Origin of the sequence: Streptomyces sp. NPDC050856, from assembly GCF_040653855.1 — a bacterium.
GTDB lineage: Bacteria > Actinomycetota > Actinomycetes > Streptomycetales > Streptomycetaceae > Streptomyces.
On the sequence record NZ_JBFAGV010000041.1, the window covers coordinates 31,755 to 48,015 of the forward strand.

At 73.8% G+C, this 16,261-nt stretch carries 15 protein-coding genes, 1 pseudogene and 1 riboswitch; of the genes and pseudogenes, 14 read left to right on the forward strand and 2 right to left on the reverse strand.

Annotated features, from left to right (window positions below; genetic code table 11):
- Positions 1-106: 106 nt before the first annotated feature.
- Positions 107-237: riboswitch (FMN riboswitch) on the forward strand.
- A gap of 152 nt (positions 238-389) precedes the next feature.
- From ribD to AB0H53_RS26740, 10 genes and pseudogenes are all read left to right on the forward strand, one after another.
- Positions 390-1,523, forward strand: a complete 1,134-nt coding sequence (gene ribD / locus AB0H53_RS26695) for a bifunctional diaminohydroxyphosphoribosylaminopyrimidine deaminase/5-amino-6-(5-phosphoribosylamino)uracil reductase RibD (protein WP_362118409.1) — start codon at positions 390-392, stop codon at positions 1,521-1,523.
- A complete protein-coding gene (locus tag AB0H53_RS26700) occupies positions 1,524-2,141 on the forward strand; it encodes a riboflavin synthase (RefSeq protein ID WP_362118412.1) in 618 nt (205 codons plus the stop codon). It begins immediately after the preceding gene.
- 56 nt (positions 2,142-2,197) lie between these two features.
- Positions 2,198-2,776, forward strand: a complete 579-nt coding sequence (locus tag AB0H53_RS26705) for a nicotinamide mononucleotide transporter family protein (RefSeq protein ID WP_362118459.1) — start codon at positions 2,198-2,200, stop codon at positions 2,774-2,776.
- Complete coding sequence (locus AB0H53_RS26710; protein WP_362118415.1) at positions 2,773-4,074, forward strand: bifunctional 3,4-dihydroxy-2-butanone-4-phosphate synthase/GTP cyclohydrolase II; 1,302 nt, start codon at positions 2,773-2,775, stop codon at positions 4,072-4,074. The genes AB0H53_RS26705 and AB0H53_RS26710 overlap by 4 nt, the downstream gene beginning before the upstream one ends.
- Before the next feature lie 32 nt (positions 4,075-4,106).
- Positions 4,107-4,592: a 6,7-dimethyl-8-ribityllumazine synthase gene (gene ribH, locus AB0H53_RS26715; protein ID WP_362118418.1), complete on the forward strand. Its 486-nt coding sequence runs from the start codon at positions 4,107-4,109 to the stop codon at positions 4,590-4,592.
- Positions 4,593-4,627: 35 nt separating this feature from the next.
- Positions 4,628-4,900, forward strand: a complete 273-nt coding sequence (locus AB0H53_RS26720; RefSeq protein ID WP_362118421.1) for a phosphoribosyl-ATP diphosphatase — start codon at positions 4,628-4,630, stop codon at positions 4,898-4,900.
- A 53-nt stretch (positions 4,901-4,953) separates the two neighbouring features.
- Complete coding sequence (gene hisG / locus AB0H53_RS26725) at positions 4,954-5,802, forward strand: ATP phosphoribosyltransferase (RefSeq protein WP_362118430.1); 849 nt, start codon at positions 4,954-4,956, stop codon at positions 5,800-5,802.
- A 35-nt stretch (positions 5,803-5,837) separates the two neighbouring features.
- Positions 5,838-6,290 (forward strand): PH domain-containing protein, encoded by a 453-nt coding sequence (locus AB0H53_RS26730; RefSeq protein WP_362118433.1) that lies wholly within the window; start codon positions 5,838-5,840, stop codon positions 6,288-6,290.
- A 230-nt stretch (positions 6,291-6,520) separates the two neighbouring features.
- Complete coding sequence (locus tag AB0H53_RS26735) at positions 6,521-7,870, forward strand: hemolysin family protein (protein ID WP_362118436.1); 1,350 nt, start codon at positions 6,521-6,523, stop codon at positions 7,868-7,870.
- Positions 7,867-8,895, forward strand: a pseudogene (locus AB0H53_RS26740) (hemolysin family protein); the annotation flags it as partial. The gene AB0H53_RS26735 and the pseudogene AB0H53_RS26740, both read left to right, overlap by 4 nt.
- Positions 8,896-9,131: 236 nt before the next feature.
- Here the strand turns inward: AB0H53_RS26740 and AB0H53_RS26745 are convergent.
- The gene (locus AB0H53_RS26745; protein ID WP_362118439.1) at positions 9,132-11,072 is read right to left on the reverse strand and encodes an AAA family ATPase; all 1,941 of its coding nucleotides are present in this window, start codon (positions 11,070-11,072) and stop codon (positions 9,132-9,134) included.
- 399 nt (positions 11,073-11,471) lie between these two features.
- Positions 11,472-12,128, reverse strand: a complete 657-nt coding sequence (locus AB0H53_RS26750) for a hypothetical protein (protein ID WP_362118442.1) — start codon at positions 12,126-12,128, stop codon at positions 11,472-11,474.
- Between the two features lie 156 nt (positions 12,129-12,284).
- On the opposite strand from AB0H53_RS26750, the gene AB0H53_RS26755 reads away from it, so the two are divergent.
- The 4 genes from AB0H53_RS26755 (at position 12,285) to AB0H53_RS26770 (ending at position 16,152) form a co-directional block, all read left to right on the forward strand.
- Positions 12,285-13,691: a peptidase C39 family protein gene (locus AB0H53_RS26755; protein WP_362118445.1), complete on the forward strand. Its 1,407-nt coding sequence runs from the start codon at positions 12,285-12,287 to the stop codon at positions 13,689-13,691.
- Positions 13,692-13,795: 104 nt separating this feature from the next.
- Positions 13,796-13,942 (forward strand): SCO1431 family membrane protein, encoded by a 147-nt coding sequence (locus AB0H53_RS26760; RefSeq protein ID WP_362118447.1) that lies wholly within the window; start codon positions 13,796-13,798, stop codon positions 13,940-13,942.
- A gap of 115 nt (positions 13,943-14,057) precedes the next feature.
- A complete protein-coding gene (locus tag AB0H53_RS26765; RefSeq protein WP_362118450.1) occupies positions 14,058-14,696 on the forward strand; it encodes a TetR/AcrR family transcriptional regulator in 639 nt (212 codons plus the stop codon).
- A 283-nt stretch (positions 14,697-14,979) separates the two neighbouring features.
- The gene (locus tag AB0H53_RS26770) at positions 14,980-16,152 is read left to right on the forward strand and encodes an acyl-CoA dehydrogenase family protein (RefSeq protein WP_362118453.1); all 1,173 of its coding nucleotides are present in this window, start codon (positions 14,980-14,982) and stop codon (positions 16,150-16,152) included.
- The last annotated feature ends 109 nt before the right edge of the window (positions 16,153-16,261 follow it).

The following is a 16,261-nucleotide window of genomic DNA, read 5'->3' on the forward strand; positions in this document are numbered from 1 at the left end:
ATAGGTCCGTACCAACCTCGCCGTCCGCGGGCCCCTGTGAGCCAGTACACAGCGATCACCCATATGGCCGCCGGCCGGGCATGGCACACTGGCCCTGTATCAGCAGCAGCGCACTCCGGGGTCGGTGCAATTCCGAACCGGCGGTTACAGTCCGCGACCCGGCCGCATCCAGTGGCCGGTTGACCAGGTGAAATTCCTGGACCGACGGTGAAAGTCCGGATGGGAGGCAGTGCGCGGCGGGCGACCCCCAGGGGGGTGCCGGCCGTTGACCGCTCGTCGTTCACGACGAGCGGTGTCCTCGGCGCAGGCATTTCCCGTGCGAAGTCGTTCCGCTCCCTGTCGTCATCGACAGGCCCCGGAGTCCGCGCCCGAAGAGGCAGGAGGACCCGGTGGCCACAGCGGCCGACGCGAACGCCATGCGCCGAGCCATCGCGCTCGCCGCCCGCGGACTCGGCTCCACCAGCCCCAACCCGGTCGTCGGGTGCGTCGTCCTGGACGCCTCCGGCCACGAGGTCGGCGCCGGCCACCACGAGCGCGCCGGCGGCCCGCACGCCGAGGTGAACGCCCTGCGCCAGGCCGGTGTACTCGCCCGTGGCGGCACCGCGTACGTCACCCTCGAACCCTGCAACCACACCGGCCGCACCGGCCCTTGCGCGCAGGCCCTGATCGAAGCCGGTGTCGCCCGCGTCGTCTACGCGGTCGCCGACCCCGACCGGCAGGCCGCCGGAGGGGCCGACACCCTGCGCGCGGCCGGCGTCCGGGTGGAGCAGGGCCTCCTCGCCGGCGAGGCCGAGGCCGGCAACGCGGCCTGGCTCACCTCCGTGCGCCTGGGCCGCCCCTACGTCCTGTGGAAGTACGCCGCCACCCTCGACGGCCGGATCGCCGCCCAGGACGGCACCAGCCGCTGGATCACCTCCGCCGAGTCGCGCGCCGACGTCCACCGGCTGCGCGCCCGGGCCGACGCGGTCGTCGTCGGCGCCGGCACCGCCCGTGCGGACGACCCCCACCTCGCCGTGCGCGGCGTCGAGGGCGCCGTCCAGCCGCTGCGGGTCGTCGTCGACACCGAGGGCACCGCCGTCAGGCCCGGCGCCCGGGTCCTGGACGACGCCGCGCCGACCCTGATCGCCGTCGCCGAGGACGCCACGACCGGCCTGCCCGGCGTCGTACGGATCCCCCGGGACGGCCGGGGCCTGTCGGTACCGGCGCTGCTGGCCGCACTGCACCGGCGCGGCGTCCGCTCCGTGCTCCTGGAGGGCGGCCCGACCCTCGCCGGGTCCTTCGTCGCCGCCGGAGCCGTCGACAAGGTCGTCGGCTACCTCGCCCCGGCCCTCCTCGGCGAGGGTCCCGCCGCCCTCACCGGCGCCGGGATCGCCACCCTCACCGAGGCGTTGCGACTGGAGATCGACGAGTGCGTCCGCATCGGCCCCGACCTGCGCGTCACCGCCACCCCCAGGCCGCCGGCCGCCACCGCGGCACCCCCCGTACCCGCCGCCACCGCCCCCGCCGTCTCGAAGGAGCACTGAGTGTTCACCGGAATCGTCGAAGAACTGGGTGAGGTCACCGCCGTCGAGGAACTCGGCGACGCCTCCCGCTTCCGCCTGCGCGGCCCCCTCGTCACCGACGGCGCCAAGCACGGCGACTCCATCGCCGTCAACGGTGTGTGCCTGACCGTGGTCGACACCGCCGACGGCGAGTTCACCGCCGACGTGATGGCCGAGACGCTCAAGCGCTCCAGCCTCGGCGCGCTGCGGCCCGGCTCACGCGTCAACCTGGAACGGCCGATGGCCGTCGGCGGCCGGCTCGGCGGGCACATCGTCCAGGGACACGTCGACGGCACCGGCACCGTCGTCGCCCGGGAACCCTCGGAGAACTGGGAGATGGTCACCGTCTCCCTGCCGCCGGAGCTGTCGCGGTACGTCGTGGAGAAGGGCTCCATCACGGTCGACGGCGTCAGCCTCACCGTGGTCGACGCGGCCCCCGACCACTTCACCATCAGCCTGATCCCCACCACGCTCGCGCTCACCACGCTCGGCGTCAAGCAGCCCGGCGACCCGGTCAACCTCGAAGTGGACGTCATCGCCAAGTACGTCGAGCGGCTGCTCGGCGCCCAGGCCCCGAACGCCAAGGAGAACGTCCAGTGAGCTGGCTCAACTCCGAGGCGTTCACCGTCCTCGGCCAGCACATCCTGTGGTCCGACATGATCGGCAACACGGTCGGCCTGATCGCCCTGGCCCTCGGCTGGCGGCGCTCCATCCTCACCTGGCCCGCCCAGCTCCTCTCCGGCCTCATCCTGATCGCCGCCTATGCCTCCGCCCAGCTCAGCGGTGGCGTCGGCAAGCAGCTCCTGGTCATCGCCGTCGCCGCCTGGGGCTGGCACCAGTGGTCGTCGCGGGGCCGCCGCCAGGCCCAGGACGGCTCGATCGCCGTCCGGTTCGCCACCTGGAAGGAACGCGGAGCGCTGCTGGCCGGAGCCGTCCTCGGCACCCTGGCGGTCGGCGGCCTGTTCACCCTCTACCCGTCACTGTCCTGGAGCCCGTGGGCCGACGCCTACATCTTCGTCGGCACCCTCGTCGCGATGGTCGCCCAGGCCCGCGGCCTGGTCGAGTTCTGGTTCGCCTGGCTCCTGGTCGACCTGGTCGGCGTCCCCCTCGCCTTCCACAGCGGCCTGGCCTTCTCCGGCCTGGTGTACGTGATCTACTTCGCCCTCGTCGTCTGGGGCATGCGCGACTGGTGGCTCCGGACGCGCACTCCCGCTCTGGAAGGAGCACCGGCATGAGCGTCCCCCCGTCGCCCGCCACCGCACCCCGCGTCTGGGACACCAGGGACCTCGCCCTCGACCCGGTCGAGCAGGCCGTCCGCGACATCGCCGCCGGCCGGCCCGTGGTGGTCGTGGACGACGAGGACCGTGAGAACGAGGGCGACCTCGTCGTCGCCGCCGAGATGGCCACGCCCGAGATCGTCGCCTTCATGATGAGCGAGTGCCGCGGGCTGATCTGCGCCCCGATGGAGGGCGACGAGCTGGACCGCCTGCGGCTGCCGCAGATGGTCGGCGACAACACCGAGTCCATGAAGACGGCCTTCACCATCTCCGTCGACGCGGGACCGCGGCACGGCGTCACCACCGGCATCTCCGCCGCCGACCGGGCCACCACCCTCCAGCTCCTGGCCACCGGCACCGCCGAACCCTCCGACTTCGTCCGCCCCGGCCACGTCTTCCCGCTGCGCGCCCAGCCCGGCGGCGTCCTCGTCCGCGACGGCCACACCGAGGCCGCCGTCGACCTGGCCCGCCTCGCCGGCCTGCGCCCGGCGGGCGCGATCGTGGAGATCGCCGGCGAGGACGGAGTGATGCTGCGGCTGCCCGAGCTGGTGCCGTTCGCCCGCAAGCACGGCCTGACGATCATCTCGATCGAGGACCTGATCGCCTACCGCCGCGGCTCCGAACCCACCGTGCGGCGCGAGGCCGAGGTCCGGCTGCCGACCGCGCACGGCGAGTTCACCGCCTACGGCTACCGCTCCACCGTCGACGGCGTCGAGCACGTCGCCCTGGTCCACGGCGACATCGCCGACGGCGAGGACGTCCTGGTGCGCGTCCACTCCGAGTGCCTGACCGGCGACATCTTCCACTCCCTGCGCTGCGACTGCGGCCCCCAGCTGCGCACGTCCATGGAGCGCGTCACCCGGGCCGGCCGCGGTGTGGTCGTCTACCTGCGCGGCCACGAGGGGCGCGGCATCGGGCTGCTGTCCAAGCTGCGCGCCTACGAACTCCAGGAGCTCGGCCACGACACCCTCGACGCCAACCTGGAGCTCGGCCTGCCCGCCGACGCCCGGGACTACGCCGCGGGCGCGCAGATGCTCGCCGACCTCGGCGTACGCAGCCTGCGGCTGATGACCAACAACCCCGAGAAGATCACCGCCCTGGTCCGGCACGGACTCACGGTGCTCAGCCGTGAGCCCATGCCCGTCCAGGCCGGTGAGCACAACCTGCGGTACCTGCGCACCAAGCGGGACCGGATGGGACACGACCTGCCCTGGCTCGACGCCGCCTCCGGCGCGTCCGCCTGCGGAAACCAGTAAGTCCAGCGACAGACCAGCGAGGAGACACGTACGTGAGCGGCAAGGGCGCACCCGAACTGAGCGTGAAGAACTGCGGCGACCTCCGGGTCGCCGTGATCGCGGCGCAGTGGCACGAGAAGATCATGGACGGACTGGTCGACGGCGCCCTGCGCGCCCTGCACGAGCTCGGCATCGACGAACCGACCCTCCTGCGGGTCCCGGGCAGCTTCGAGCTCCCCGTCGTCGCCAAGGTCCTCGCCGGCCGCGGCTACGACGCGATCGTCGCCCTCGGCGTCGTGATCCGGGGCGGCACCCCCCACTTCGAGTACGTGTGCCAGGGCGTGACCCAGGGCCTGGTGCAGGTCTCCGTCGACACCGGCGTCCCGGTCGGCTTCGGCGTGCTGACCTGCGACACCGAGGAGCAGGCACTGGACCGGGCCGGGCTGGACGGCTCCGCCGAGGACAAGGGGCACGAGGCGGTCACGGCCGCCGTCGCCACCGCCACCACACTGCGTACGGTCAGCGAACCCTGGCGCTGAGTGGGTGGCCCGCACCCCTTACCCTTAGGACCATCATGGCGAACAAAACCTTCGAAGAGCTCTTCGCCGAGCTGGAGCTCAAGGCCAAGACCGGCGACCCCGCCACCTCCCGCACCGCCGAGCTGGTGGACAAGGGCGTCCATGCCATCGGCAAGAAGGTCGTCGAGGAGGCCGCCGAGGTCTGGATGGCCGCCGAGTACGAGGGCAGGGAAGCCGCCGCCGAGGAGATCTCGCAGCTCCTGTACCACGTCCAGGTGATGATGGTCGCCCGCGGGATCTCCCTCGACGACGTCTACGCCCACCTCTGAGCCGCTCCCGCCCCGCCCCAGCACGAAACTCCCGAGCAAAGGAACTCAGCCCCATGCTGCGCATCGCCGTCCCCAACAAGGGTTCACTGTCCGGGCCTGCGTCGGCGATGCTGCATGAGGCCGGCTACCAGCAGCGCAAGGAGTCCAAGGAGCTGGTGCTGGTCGACCCGGAGAACGAGGTCGAGTTCTTCTACCTCCGTCCCCGCGACATCGCCATCTACGTCAGCTCCGGCAAGCTCGACATCGGCATCACCGGCCGCGACCTGCTGTTGGACTCCGGCGCCAACGCCGAGGAGATCCTCCAGCTCGGCTTCGCCCGCTCCACCTTCCGGTACGCCACCAAGCCCGGCACCGCCACCGGCCCCGCCGACTTCGGCGGCATGACCATCGCCACCTCCTACGAGGGCATCGTGGCCAAGCACCTCGCCGACCAGGGGATCGACGCCTCCGTCGTCCACCTCGACGGCGCGGTCGAGACCGCCATCGAGCTGGGCGTCGCCCAGGTCATCGCCGACGTCGTGGAGACCGGCACCAGCCTGCGCAACGCCGGCCTGGAGGTCATCGGTGAGCCGATCCTCAAGTCCGAGGCCGTCGTCATCCGCCGCACCGGCTCCCCGGTGGACGAGCCGAAGGTCCAGCAGTTCCTGCGCCGCCTGCAGGGCGTGCTGGTCGCCCGGTCGTACGTGATGATGGACTACGACTGCCGGGTGGAGCACCTGGAGCAGGCCGTCGCCCTCACCCCGGGCCTGGAGTCGCCGACCGTCTCCCCGCTGCACCACGAGGGCTGGGTGGCCGTCCGCGCCATGGTCCCCGCCCGGGAGGCACAGCGGATCATGGACGACCTGTACGAGCTCGGCGCCCGCGCCATCCTGACGACGGAAATCCACGCCTGCCGCCTCTGACGGACCGGCCGCCCCCCAAGGACAGTCACACGACCATGTCGGACACGCCCCGCCCCGCCCTCCCGGCCACCTTCCGGCCCACCCGCACCCGGGTGGTCCTGCTGAGCGTGGGCGCGGTGATGTTCGCCGTGATCACGGCGGTCGCGCTCATGCTGGAGAACCTCGGCCCGGGGGAGCGGGCGAGCTTCATCTTCGTCGCGGCGCTCTTCTTCGGCGTCCTGGCGCTGCTGAGCCGCCCCAAGGTCGTCGCCGACGACGACGGCGTCACCGTCGTCAACCTCACCCGCACCCGCCGGCTGGCGTGGGCGGAGATCCTGCGGGTCAACCTGCGCCCCGGGGACCCCTGGGTGTTCCTCGACCTCAGCGACGGCACCAGCCTGCCCGCCCTCGGCATCCAGCCGGGCATCGGCAAGGAGCGGGCCGTCCGTGACGCCCGCGCCCTGCGCGCGCTGGCCGAGACCCGGGGAACGGGCACCGAGACGGCCTGAGGGCAGCCCCTCACCGGCCCGCACGGTGACCCGTACGGGGGTCCTCCCGGTGCCCCACCCGGGCCTCGCGTGATTACTCTTGTGTGCGGTGACGCCGAGCGCGTCACCGCCTCGCGCACACGGCGGCACCTTGCGCCGGCGGGGCACCTTCGACCCGAGGAGTGACTCCCTCCAGCAATGGACGGATCGTCCGGTAGTACCTGCGCCGCCCCCCTCCGCGAGGCGGCGGCATGACCATCCCCCTCCTGCTGCTTCTCGCGGCATTCCTCCTGATCCTCGCCAACGGCTTCTTCGTGGCCGCCGAATTCGGCCTGGTCACCGTGGAGCGGGCGGACGCCGAACGCGCCGCGGCCGAGGGCGACCGGCGGGCCCGTACCGTCGTCGCGTCGCTGCGGGAGCTGTCCTTCCAGCTCTCCGGCACCCAGCTCGGCATCACCCTCACCTCCCTCGTCGTGGGCATGCTGGCCCAGCCCGCGCTGGCGCGGCTGCTGGACGGCCCGCTGACCGCGACCGGGCTGCCGGCGGGGGCGGTCCCCGGGGTCGCGGTGGTGACCGGCATGCTGGCCGCCTCCGCCGTCCAGATGGTGATCGGTGAACTGGTCCCCAAGAACTGGGCGGTGTCCCGGCCGCTGGAGGTCGCGCGGTTCGTGGCCGGCCCGCAGCATGTGTTCTCGTCCGTCTTCCGGCCGGTGATCGCGCTGCTCAACGCCCTCGCCAACCGGCTGGTGCGGCTGCTGGGCGTGGAGCCCGCCGACGAACTGGCCTCCGCCCGCACCCCGGGCGAACTGGTCTCGCTGGCCCGCCACTCGGCGCGCGCCGGCGCCCTGGAACAGGACACCGCCGACCTCTTCGTCCGTACCCTCTCGCTCGGTGGGCTGACCGCGCAGCACGTGATGACCCCCCGGGTGAAGGTCAGCGCCCTGCGCTCCGACGCGACGGCGGCGGACGTCGTCAACCTCACCCGCGCCACCGGGCTCTCGCGGTTCCCGGTCTACCGCGACCGTATCGACGAGGTCGTCGGGATGGTTCACCTCAAGGACGCGCTCGCGGTGCCCGGCCCGGAGCGGCTGCGCACCCCGGTGGCCGGGATCGCGGTGCCGCCGCTGCTGGTGCCCGAGACGCTCCCGGCGCAGACGCTGCTGGAGCGGCTGCGCAGCGAGCAGCCGATCGCGGTGGTGGTGGACGAGTACGGCGGTACGGCCGGGGTGGTCACCCTGGAGGACATCGTCGAGGAGCTCGTCGGCGAGGTACGCGACGAGCACGACACCGACGGCGGGGACCGGCCGGAACCGGCCGCCGTCGCCGCCGAGGACGGCCACCCCGCCTGGGAGGCGGACGGCAGCTGCCGCGTGGACGCCCTGCGGAGGATAGGCCTTGAGGTCCCCGACGGGCCGTACGAGACGGTGGCCGGTCTGGTCGCCGGCCTGCTCGGCCGCATCCCGGCCCCCGGCGACCGCGCCGAACTGCCCGGCTGGCGCCTGACGGTGCGCCGGGTGGAGCGCTACCGCGCCGAGCGCGTCCGGCTGGTCCGCACCGCCGGCGCGCCGCAGCCCGCCGCACTGGCGGAGGCCGGCCGGTGAGCGTGCTCCAACTGCTCTTCGCGGCCCTGCTGGTGCTGGCGAACGGCTTCTTCGTGGGCGCCGAGTTCGCCCTGGTCTCGGTGCGCCGCAGCCAGATCGAACCGCTCGGCTCCGCCCGGGCCCGTCAGGTCCTGTACGGGCTGGAGAACCTGCCGCGGATGATGGCCGCCGCCCAGTTCGGCATCACCGTCTGCTCCCTGACCCTGGGCGCGGTCGCCGAACCGACCGTGGCGCACCTGCTGGAACCGGTCTTCCACGCGGTGCGCCTGCCCGGGGGCCTCATCCACCCGCTGGGGTATGTGATCGCGCTGGCCGTGGTCGTCACGCTCCACCTGGTCATCGGCGAGATGGTCCCGAAGAACCTGGCCATGGCGGCGCCCGAGCGGACGGCGCTGTGGCTGAGCCCGGGCCTGGTCGGCTTCGCCCGGCTGTGCCGCCCGGTGACCGCGGCGCTGGGGGCCTGCTCCCGGCTGGTGCTGAAGGCGTTCCGGGTCGAGCCCAAGGACGAGGTCGAGGCCGTCTTCACCCGCGCCCAGCTCGGCCGGCTGGTGGAGGACTCCGGCCAGGCCGGGCTGCTGGACCCGGCCGAGCAGGAGCGGCTGGAGGACGCGCTGGAGCTGGGCAGCCGCCCGGTCACCGACGTCCTCATCCCGCGTACGGCGCTGGTGACGGTCACCCCGTCCGCCACCCCGGCCCAGGTGGAGGAGCTGACGGTGCGCACCGGGTACTCGCGTTTCCCGGTCCGCCCCGAAGGTGGCGGCCCGTTCGGGTCGTTCATGGGATTCGTCCATGTCAAGGACGTACTGGACCTGGAGGAGACGGACCGGGCCGTGCCCCAGCACGTCTGGCGGCCCATGGCGACGTTGCGGGCCGAGCTGCCGCTCGACGACGCGCTCACCGTGATGCGCCGCGCGGCCACCCACCTGGCCCAGGTCGCGGACGCGTCGGGCCGGGTGCTCGGCCTGGTCGCTCTGGAGGACGTGCTGGAGACGCTGGTCGGCGAGGTACGGGATCCGGCGCACCGCCCGGCCGCGCCCCCCGCGCCGCCGGCCGCCGGGGCGCCCCCGGAACCCGTGCGGACGCCGGCCGCCGGGGCCCTCGCCACCGAGCCGCCCGCCGGCGCCGTGGAGCCCGCCGCCGCGAGGGCCTCCGCCCGGCAGTCGCCCGCCGCGCGGTCCGCCGGGACGCGGCAGGCCCCCGCCGGGCAGGCCCCCGCCGGCCGGGCCGCCGCGGAGGCCCCGGCCGGGGGAGTGCTGGCGGGTCAGTAACCCGGCGCCGGCGGCTGCTGGGGGCCGCGGTCCACCGGACCGCGGCCCGACAGTACCTCCCCGTAGGCCTGCATCAGGTCGGCCAGGCGCAACGTGGCCAGGTCGTCGCGGGTGGGCGTCCCCGCGTAGCCGGACAGCCGGAGGTCCCGGTAGGCGCACGACTTCTCGTACAGCGTGCGCAGGAACCGGCCGTTGCCCAGCTCGTCGATCCAGCCCTGCTCCACCACATGGGCGCTGATGGAGCGCAGTTCGTCCAGCGCCTCCTCGTCCCACCTGTCGCCGTCCGCCGCGGCCAGCACCTCGCCGATCGCGGTCAGCTCCCGGGGCCGGTACGAGGGGAAGTCCACCCGTGTGGTGAAGCGGGACGACAGACCGGGGTTGGCGGCCAGCAGCCGGTCCATGCCCTCGGGATAGCCCGCCAGGATCACCACCAGGCTGTCCCGGTTGTCCTCGGCGCGCTTGAGCAGCACCTGCAGGGCCTCGTCGCCGTACGCGTCGCCCTTGCTGTAACCCGTGTTGGACAGCGCGTAGGCCTCGTCGACGAAGAGCACCCCGCCCAGGGCCGAGTCGATGAGCTCATTGGCCTTCACCGCGGTCTGGCCAAGGAACTCGCCCACCAGGTCCGAGCGCTGCGCCTCCACGAGGTGGTCGCCGCCGAGGAGGCCCAGGGCGTAGCAGACCCGGCCCAGGATCCGGGCGACCGTCGTCTTGCCGGTGCCGGAGGGACCGGAGAAGACAAAGTGACGTTTCGGCGGTTGTACCGGCAGCCCCCGCGCGGCCCGCAGCCGGGCCATCTCGAGTTGCGCCGACAACGCCTTGACCTGCCGCTTCACCGGTTCCAGGCCCACCATGCGCTCCAGCTCGGCCAGCGCGTCGGCCAGCAGCTCCGGGTCGGTGGGGCCGGCCGGGAAGGGCGGGGCCGCCGGGCCGCCGCCCGCAGCCCGCCGTCGTAAGCCGCCCGGCGGCGCGGCCGCGGACGGCTGCGGTTGCGGGTCGCCGCCCAGCCGCACCCCCTCGCCGGGCGGCGGCGAGGCGTCCGGGCCGTCGGACGCCTCGGCGGTGTCGCGGGCGTCGAGCGCGTCCAGGGCGTCCTGGCCGAGGCCCGCCAGCGACATCGCCGCCAGGTCCGCCGCCCCCTCGGTGCCGTCGAACGCGTCGTACCCGTCGAACCCGTCGTACTCGGAGATCGCCGCGAGGCGGGCGGCGGTGTCCATGAACGCCGGGTCGATCCGGTGCACCGCCCGGTACAGGGGGAGCGCGGCGGCGCTGCGGCCGGTGCCCTCCCGGGCCCGCGCCAGCCAGTAGCGCAGCTCCTTGCGCTGCGGCTGCTCGCTGCGGCAGCGCATCAGCGCGGCCGACAGCAGCGGCTCGGCCTGGCCGTACATCTCCAGCCGGACCCGCGCCATGCCGCCGAACAGGGCCGCCTCGATGCCGAGCAGCGGATCGTCGACCAGGGGATCGGTGTGCCGCACCAGCCGCTCCCAGTCCTTGACCAGATACGCGCGGCAGGCGTGCAGGAACCGCACCTGGGGGTCGGTGTCGACCGGAGGCAGGCCCGCCAGCGCCCGGTCCAGCTCCGGTACGTGCCGCCCGTCCAGCCAGTGCGAGGCGTGCGCCAGCAGCAGGTCGCGCGGGCTCTCCAGGACCGGCTGGACCCACCAGCCGAGCCAGTACCAGGAATTCAGCGTGCGGCGGTGGCGGGCGCGCTGCTCACCGAACCGGTTCCGGTTGCGGTACATCCGCAGCAGGGCGGTGGTCGTGTCGACCCGCAGGGCGTGCAGCCCGAGCCAGGCGTCCGCCATCGCGGGGTCGATCCGCACCGCCGTACGGAACTCCTCCTCCGCCTGCGGGTAGGCACCCATGGTGTAGGCGTCCACACCACGCAGCCAGGCGAGGTCGGCCGGGGCGATCGTGCCCTGCGTGCCGAAATCCATCGGGTCCCCCACAAACCGTGTCCCCGTACCTGTCCGCCGGGCGGTCGCCCGTCGGAAGCGTCGCCAATCGCCCTCCGGCGGACGGGATTTGACCGCACCGAGAGGCATCGTACCTGTACAGAGGGTGGGTGATTAAGAGCGCGCGGGCGTTCACACGATGGTGACCCAGGGTGAGCTTTCGACTGCTCGAACGGCACTGGGAGGGCCCCGGAGGGGCCGTGAGGACAGAACGAAGCCCCCGATCACGGGGGAACAACCGGGGGCTTCGTGTCCGTGGCAGCTCCGAAAAGCCGCACATTGAGAACGTAGGACCTGTCCGGCCCCTCGGTCAAGCGAAGTTGAGACAGTCTCAGCGGCGGATTTCCGACTGCTCAGTACGGTGGCGACAACCGGTCACCGTCAGTGATGGATCGATGGGTGTCCGGAGGCGGCACAGGGCCCCGGGAGCCACTCGTACCCCACAGGACACTCCCGCACCAGGGCATCGGCGAAGGGCCGGGAGGGGTCCGCCGCGAAATGGCGGGTCTCCGCCACCGTCCAGCCGTCCCAGAACGCGGCCAGCGCCGGTCCGTCCCGGTCACGGCCCCGCCGCCAGGACTCCTCGGCCCCGCGCTCCATCCACAGCAACCGGGCCAGGTGCGGTCGCAGGGCACGCCGTCCGGCGCCCACCCCCTCGACGAGGACGACCGGGGCGGCGGGCAGCGGCACGGGCGGGCCGAACCGGCGCAGATTCCAGTCGTACGGGTGAACGCGCCCCTCCCGGCCGTGGCTGAACGGTTCCAGCACCTGGGCCCGGAGCCGGTCCGTCCACGCGAAGAGCTCGTCGTGGGTGGCGATGTCGTCCAGGCGCAGCACGGGCGCGCCGCCGAGCGCGGCGGCCAGCCGCCCCGCGAAGGTGGACTTGCCCGACCCGGCGTGGCCGTCGACCGCGACCAGCCGCACCGGACCGCAGGACGGCGCCAGCGCCCGCAGCCGGCCGGCCAGCCGGCCGAGGTCGACGGGGCGGGCGGAGCGCTCGGGGCGGCCCTGCTGGCCGTGCTGGTCGGGGAAGCCCATGCCGCCACCCTACAAAGCCACAGGTGGAGACCAATATTCGCCGGCGCGACGCGCGCCGTGACACTGGCCGAGCCCCCCGCCGAGCCGCGATAGTGGGCGCACCTGCCGCGCGCCCGTCGCCCCGTTCGCCGATTCCGCCCGTTGGGGGTCACCGTCATGTCCAGTTCCACACCGTCCGCCACTCCCCGCCGGGCCGTGCTGGCGGCCGCGCTCGCCGTCGCCGGAACCGCCGCGGCCCCGCCGGCCCCGCCGGCCCTGGCAGCCACCGCCGGCCCCGCGGAGGCCGGTCCCGGCGCGCGGGGCGAGGCCGGGTCCGCGCCCGAAGCCGCGCCCGGCGTGGTCGACAACCACTTCTGGACCTCGTACACCGACTGGCGCTCCGGTACCCACACCGGCACCGGGGCCCTCGCCGGCGACCGGCCCGGGCTGGTGCTCGACACCCCGGCCGGGCGTGCCGACCACACCGACCCGCACAGCGGCTCCACGGCTCCCTGGGAGTACGCGACCTGGACCTCGCCCCGCCACACCCCCACCGCCCCGGCCACCGAGATCATCGCCTCCTGGAACGCCGACACCCCGCCCGGCACCTGGATCACCGTCGAACTGGGCGCTCGCTACGCCGACGGCACCGACACCCCCTGGTACGTGATGGGCCGCTGGGCGGCGGGTGACGGGGACATCCGGCGCGCCTCGGTCGACGGCCAGGGCGACGGCCACAGCTCCGTCCGGACCGACACCCTCGCCGTCGACGACCCGGCCGGCGGCCGGCGGCTGGCCTCCTACCGGCTGCGCCTGACCCTCCACCGTCAGCCGGGCAGCCGGCTGAGCCCGACGGTGTGGCGGGCCGGCGCCATGGCCTCGGACATCCCGGACCGCTTCACCGTCCCGGCCTCCGCGCCCGGCCCCGCCCGGGAACTGGTGGTGCCGCGCTACTCGCAGAACACCCACATCGGCCAGTACCCGGAGTACGACAACGGCGGCGAGGCGTGGTGCAGCCCCACGTCGTCGCAGATGGTCGTCGAGTACTGGGGCCGCCGGCCCACCGCCGAGGACCTGGCATGGGTGAACCCCGCCTACGCCGATCCGCAGGTCTGCCACGCCGCCCGCTTCACCTTCGACCACGAGTACGACGGCTGCGGGAACTGGCCCTTCAACGCCGCCTACGCCGCCACCTACGACGACATGAGCGCCGTGGTCACCCGGCTGCGCTCGCTGACGGAGCTGGAGACGCTGGTCCGGGCCGGGATCCCGGCGATCACCTCCCAGTCCTTCCGGTCGGAGGAGCTGACGGGCGCGGGCTACGGCACGGCCGGGCACCTGATGACGGTGATCGGCTTCACCGCCGACGGCGACGTGATCGCCAACGATCCGGCGTCGCCGAGCAACGAGGCCGTGCGCCGGGTGTACCGGCGGCGCGAGTGGGAGAACATCTGGCTGCGCACCAAGCGGTACGACGCCGCCGGGAAAGTGGCGTCCGGCACAGGGGGCGTCTGCTACCTGTACTGGCCGGCCCACCCCACGACCGCACAACTCCGGGCGCTGGAGGCCGTGGGCGTCCGCTGAGCCCCCGCGGCCCGCGCGACAGTGACGAACGTCTCCCTCCCGCGGGCCGCCCGCGCTGGCATGGTGGTGACGTCCCCCTACGCCACCCACACCAGCGAGAAGCCATGACCGCGACATTCGCCACCGCCGCTCCCGCCCGTGCCCGTACCGGAGGCCCCAAGGACGACGGCCCCCAGCTGCTGGAGCACATCCTGGGCTGGGTGCTCGTCGTGGTGTTCGCCATGCTCGTCACCCGCCTCGGCCTGTTCTGAGTCCACCCCCCGGCGGGCCGGGGAACCCGGCCCGCCCACCCGCTCGCCCCCGCCCCGGGCTCTGCCATACTGCGGGGAATTCCATGGCGCAGGGAGGCTGGGCCCGGACGTGGTCATGAGCCAACAGCGCGGCGCGACCCGGCGCTCGCGGGAGCGGCGCGCCGAACTCATCGCCATCGGCCGGAAGTTGTTCGCCGACACCTCCTACGACGCGCTCTCGATGGACGACATCGCCGCGCACGCCGGGGTGGCCAAAGGGCTGATCTACTACTACTTCACCAGCAAGCGCGGCTACTACCTGGCCATCGTGGAGGACTCCGTCGCCGGCCTGGTGGCACGGGCGGCGGCCGACACGGACCTGCCGGCCCACGAACGGGCCCGGCGCACCGTCGACGGCTACCTGCGCTACGCCCGGGCCCACCAGGCGGCGTACCGGACCGTCGTCACCGGTGGCGTCGGCTTCGACACCCAGGTCCAGGAGATCAGGGCCGCGGTGCGCGAGGAACTGATCACCACCATCGCCGAGGGCGCCTACGGCCAGGTCGCCGTCCCGCCGCTGGCCCGGCTGGCGCTGCTGGGCTGGCTGAGCGGCGTGGAGCACATCACGCTCGACTGGCTCGGCCGGCAGGAGGAGCTGCCCCGCGAGACCGTCTGCGACCTGCTGGTGCGGATGCTGCGCGGCACGCTGACCGCCGTCGGGGACCTCGTCCCCCAGTGCCCGGCCCCCGCCACCCCGGCGCCGTCCGGCCCCTGAACACCCGGCGGCGGCCCGGCCGGGCACGGCCGCCCGGGCCGACCGGCGCTTCCCCGGCGCGGGCAATACCGGAATGATCTGTTCCACCCGGTGACGGGAGGCCGCCGATCGGGCATACTCAACCCGCCACAGCCGCTGGTCAGCCTCCTCCGCCGTCTCGACGGCGGGGGTACACCCACCCGCGATCCGGGAAGGCAGCATCGGCCAGGCAGTGAGACCCGGCGGCGCCGCCCAACCCTTCGCGCGCGCCGCCGCAGCGCCCGACAGGGAGGAGAGCGTCGCCATGCCCGACCGCGCCCCGCAGCCGGTGGAACGTCAGTTGCCCACCGAGGAAGCCAGGGATCTGATCGCCCTGGTGCGTGAGATCGTCCAGCGGGAGATCGCTCCCCGGGCGGCCGAGGAGGAGGACGCCGGCCGGTTCCCGCGCGAGATCTTCACCCTCCTGTCCGATTCCGGCCTGCTCGGCCTGCCGTACGACTCCGCCTTCGGCGGCGGGGACCAGCCGTACGAGGTCTACCTCCAGGTCCTCGAAGAGCTCGCCGCCGCCCGCCTCACCGTCGGCCTCGGCGTCAGCGTCCACTCCCTGTCCTGCCACGCCCTGGCCGGCTACGGCAGCAAGGAGCAGCGGGCCGAGCACCTGCCCGCCATGCTCGCGGGCGGGCTCCTGGGCGCCTACTGCCTGTCGGAGCCCTCCTCCGGCTCGGACGCCGCCTCGCTGCGCACCAAGGCGGTCCGGGACGGGGACGACTGGGTCATCACCGGCACCAAGGCGTGGATCACCCATGGCGGCGTCGCCGACTTCTACACCGTGCTGGCCCGCACGGGCGTGGAGGGGCCGCGCGGCATCACCGCCTTCCTCGTCCCCGGAGACGCCGAGGGCCTGTCCGCCGCCGCGCCCGAGAAGAAGATGGGCATGAAGGGCTCGCCCACCGCCCAGCTCCACTTCGACGGCGTACGGGTGCCCGACGCCCGCCGTGTCGGGGAGGAGGGCCAGGGCTTCACCATCGCGCTGTCCGCGCTGGACTCCGGCCGGCTGGGCATCGCGGCGTGCGCCGTCGGCGTCGCCCAGGCGGCGCTGGACGAGGCCGTCGCCTACGCCACCTCACGGCAGCAGTTCGGCCGCCCGGTCGCCGACTTCCAGGGGCTGCGGTTCATGCTCGCCGACATGGCCACCCAGATCGCGGCGGGCCGCGCGCTCTACCTCGCCGCGGCGCGGCTGCGGGACGCCGGCAGGCCGTTCTCGCAGGAGGCGGCGATGGCCAAGCTGTTCTGCACGGACGCCGCGATGAAGGTGACCACCGACGCGGTCCAGGTGCTCGGCGGGTACGGCTACACCGCCGACTTCCCCGTCGAGCGCTACATGCGCGAGGCCAAGGTGCTGCAGATCGTGGAGGGCACCAACCAGATCCAGCGGATGGTCATCGCCCGCCGGGTGGTGGGCCCCGAATCCCGCTGACCCCCGTTCGCGGGACCGCCCGCCCCGGCCGGGGCGGGCGGTGGAGCCCGGGCGCCCGCCCGGGCGGGCGCCGCCGGACCGGGGCCGGCCGGCGCCGGGTCGCGGGCTG

What these genes read in the sequence shown, in the direction of transcription:
- AB0H53_RS26705 (WP_362118459.1), top strand. Translation starts at nt 2,198, where the DNA reads ATGATCGGCAACACGGTCGGCCTGATCGCCCTGGCCCTCGGCTGGCGG.
- AB0H53_RS26710 (WP_362118415.1), top strand. Translation starts at nt 2,773, where the DNA reads ATGAGCGTCCCCCCGTCGCCCGCCACCGCACCCCGCGTCTGGGACACC.
- AB0H53_RS26720 (WP_362118421.1), top strand. Translation starts at nt 4,628, where the DNA reads ATGGCGAACAAAACCTTCGAAGAGCTCTTCGCCGAGCTGGAGCTCAAG.
- hisG (WP_362118430.1), top strand. Translation starts at nt 4,954, where the DNA reads ATGCTGCGCATCGCCGTCCCCAACAAGGGTTCACTGTCCGGGCCTGCG.
- AB0H53_RS26730 (WP_362118433.1), top strand. Translation starts at nt 5,838, where the DNA reads ATGTCGGACACGCCCCGCCCCGCCCTCCCGGCCACCTTCCGGCCCACC.
- AB0H53_RS26735 (WP_362118436.1), top strand. Translation starts at nt 6,521, where the DNA reads ATGACCATCCCCCTCCTGCTGCTTCTCGCGGCATTCCTCCTGATCCTC.
- AB0H53_RS26745 (WP_362118439.1), bottom strand. Translation starts at nt 11,072, where the DNA reads ATGGATTTCGGCACGCAGGGCACGATCGCCCCGGCCGACCTCGCCTGG.
- AB0H53_RS26750 (WP_362118442.1), bottom strand. Translation starts at nt 12,128, where the DNA reads ATGGGCTTCCCCGACCAGCACGGCCAGCAGGGCCGCCCCGAGCGCTCC.
- AB0H53_RS26755 (WP_362118445.1), top strand. Translation starts at nt 12,285, where the DNA reads ATGTCCAGTTCCACACCGTCCGCCACTCCCCGCCGGGCCGTGCTGGCG.
- AB0H53_RS26760 (WP_362118447.1), top strand. Translation starts at nt 13,796, where the DNA reads ATGACCGCGACATTCGCCACCGCCGCTCCCGCCCGTGCCCGTACCGGA.
- AB0H53_RS26765 (WP_362118450.1), top strand. Translation starts at nt 14,058, where the DNA reads ATGAGCCAACAGCGCGGCGCGACCCGGCGCTCGCGGGAGCGGCGCGCC.
- AB0H53_RS26770 (WP_362118453.1), top strand. Translation starts at nt 14,980, where the DNA reads ATGCCCGACCGCGCCCCGCAGCCGGTGGAACGTCAGTTGCCCACCGAG.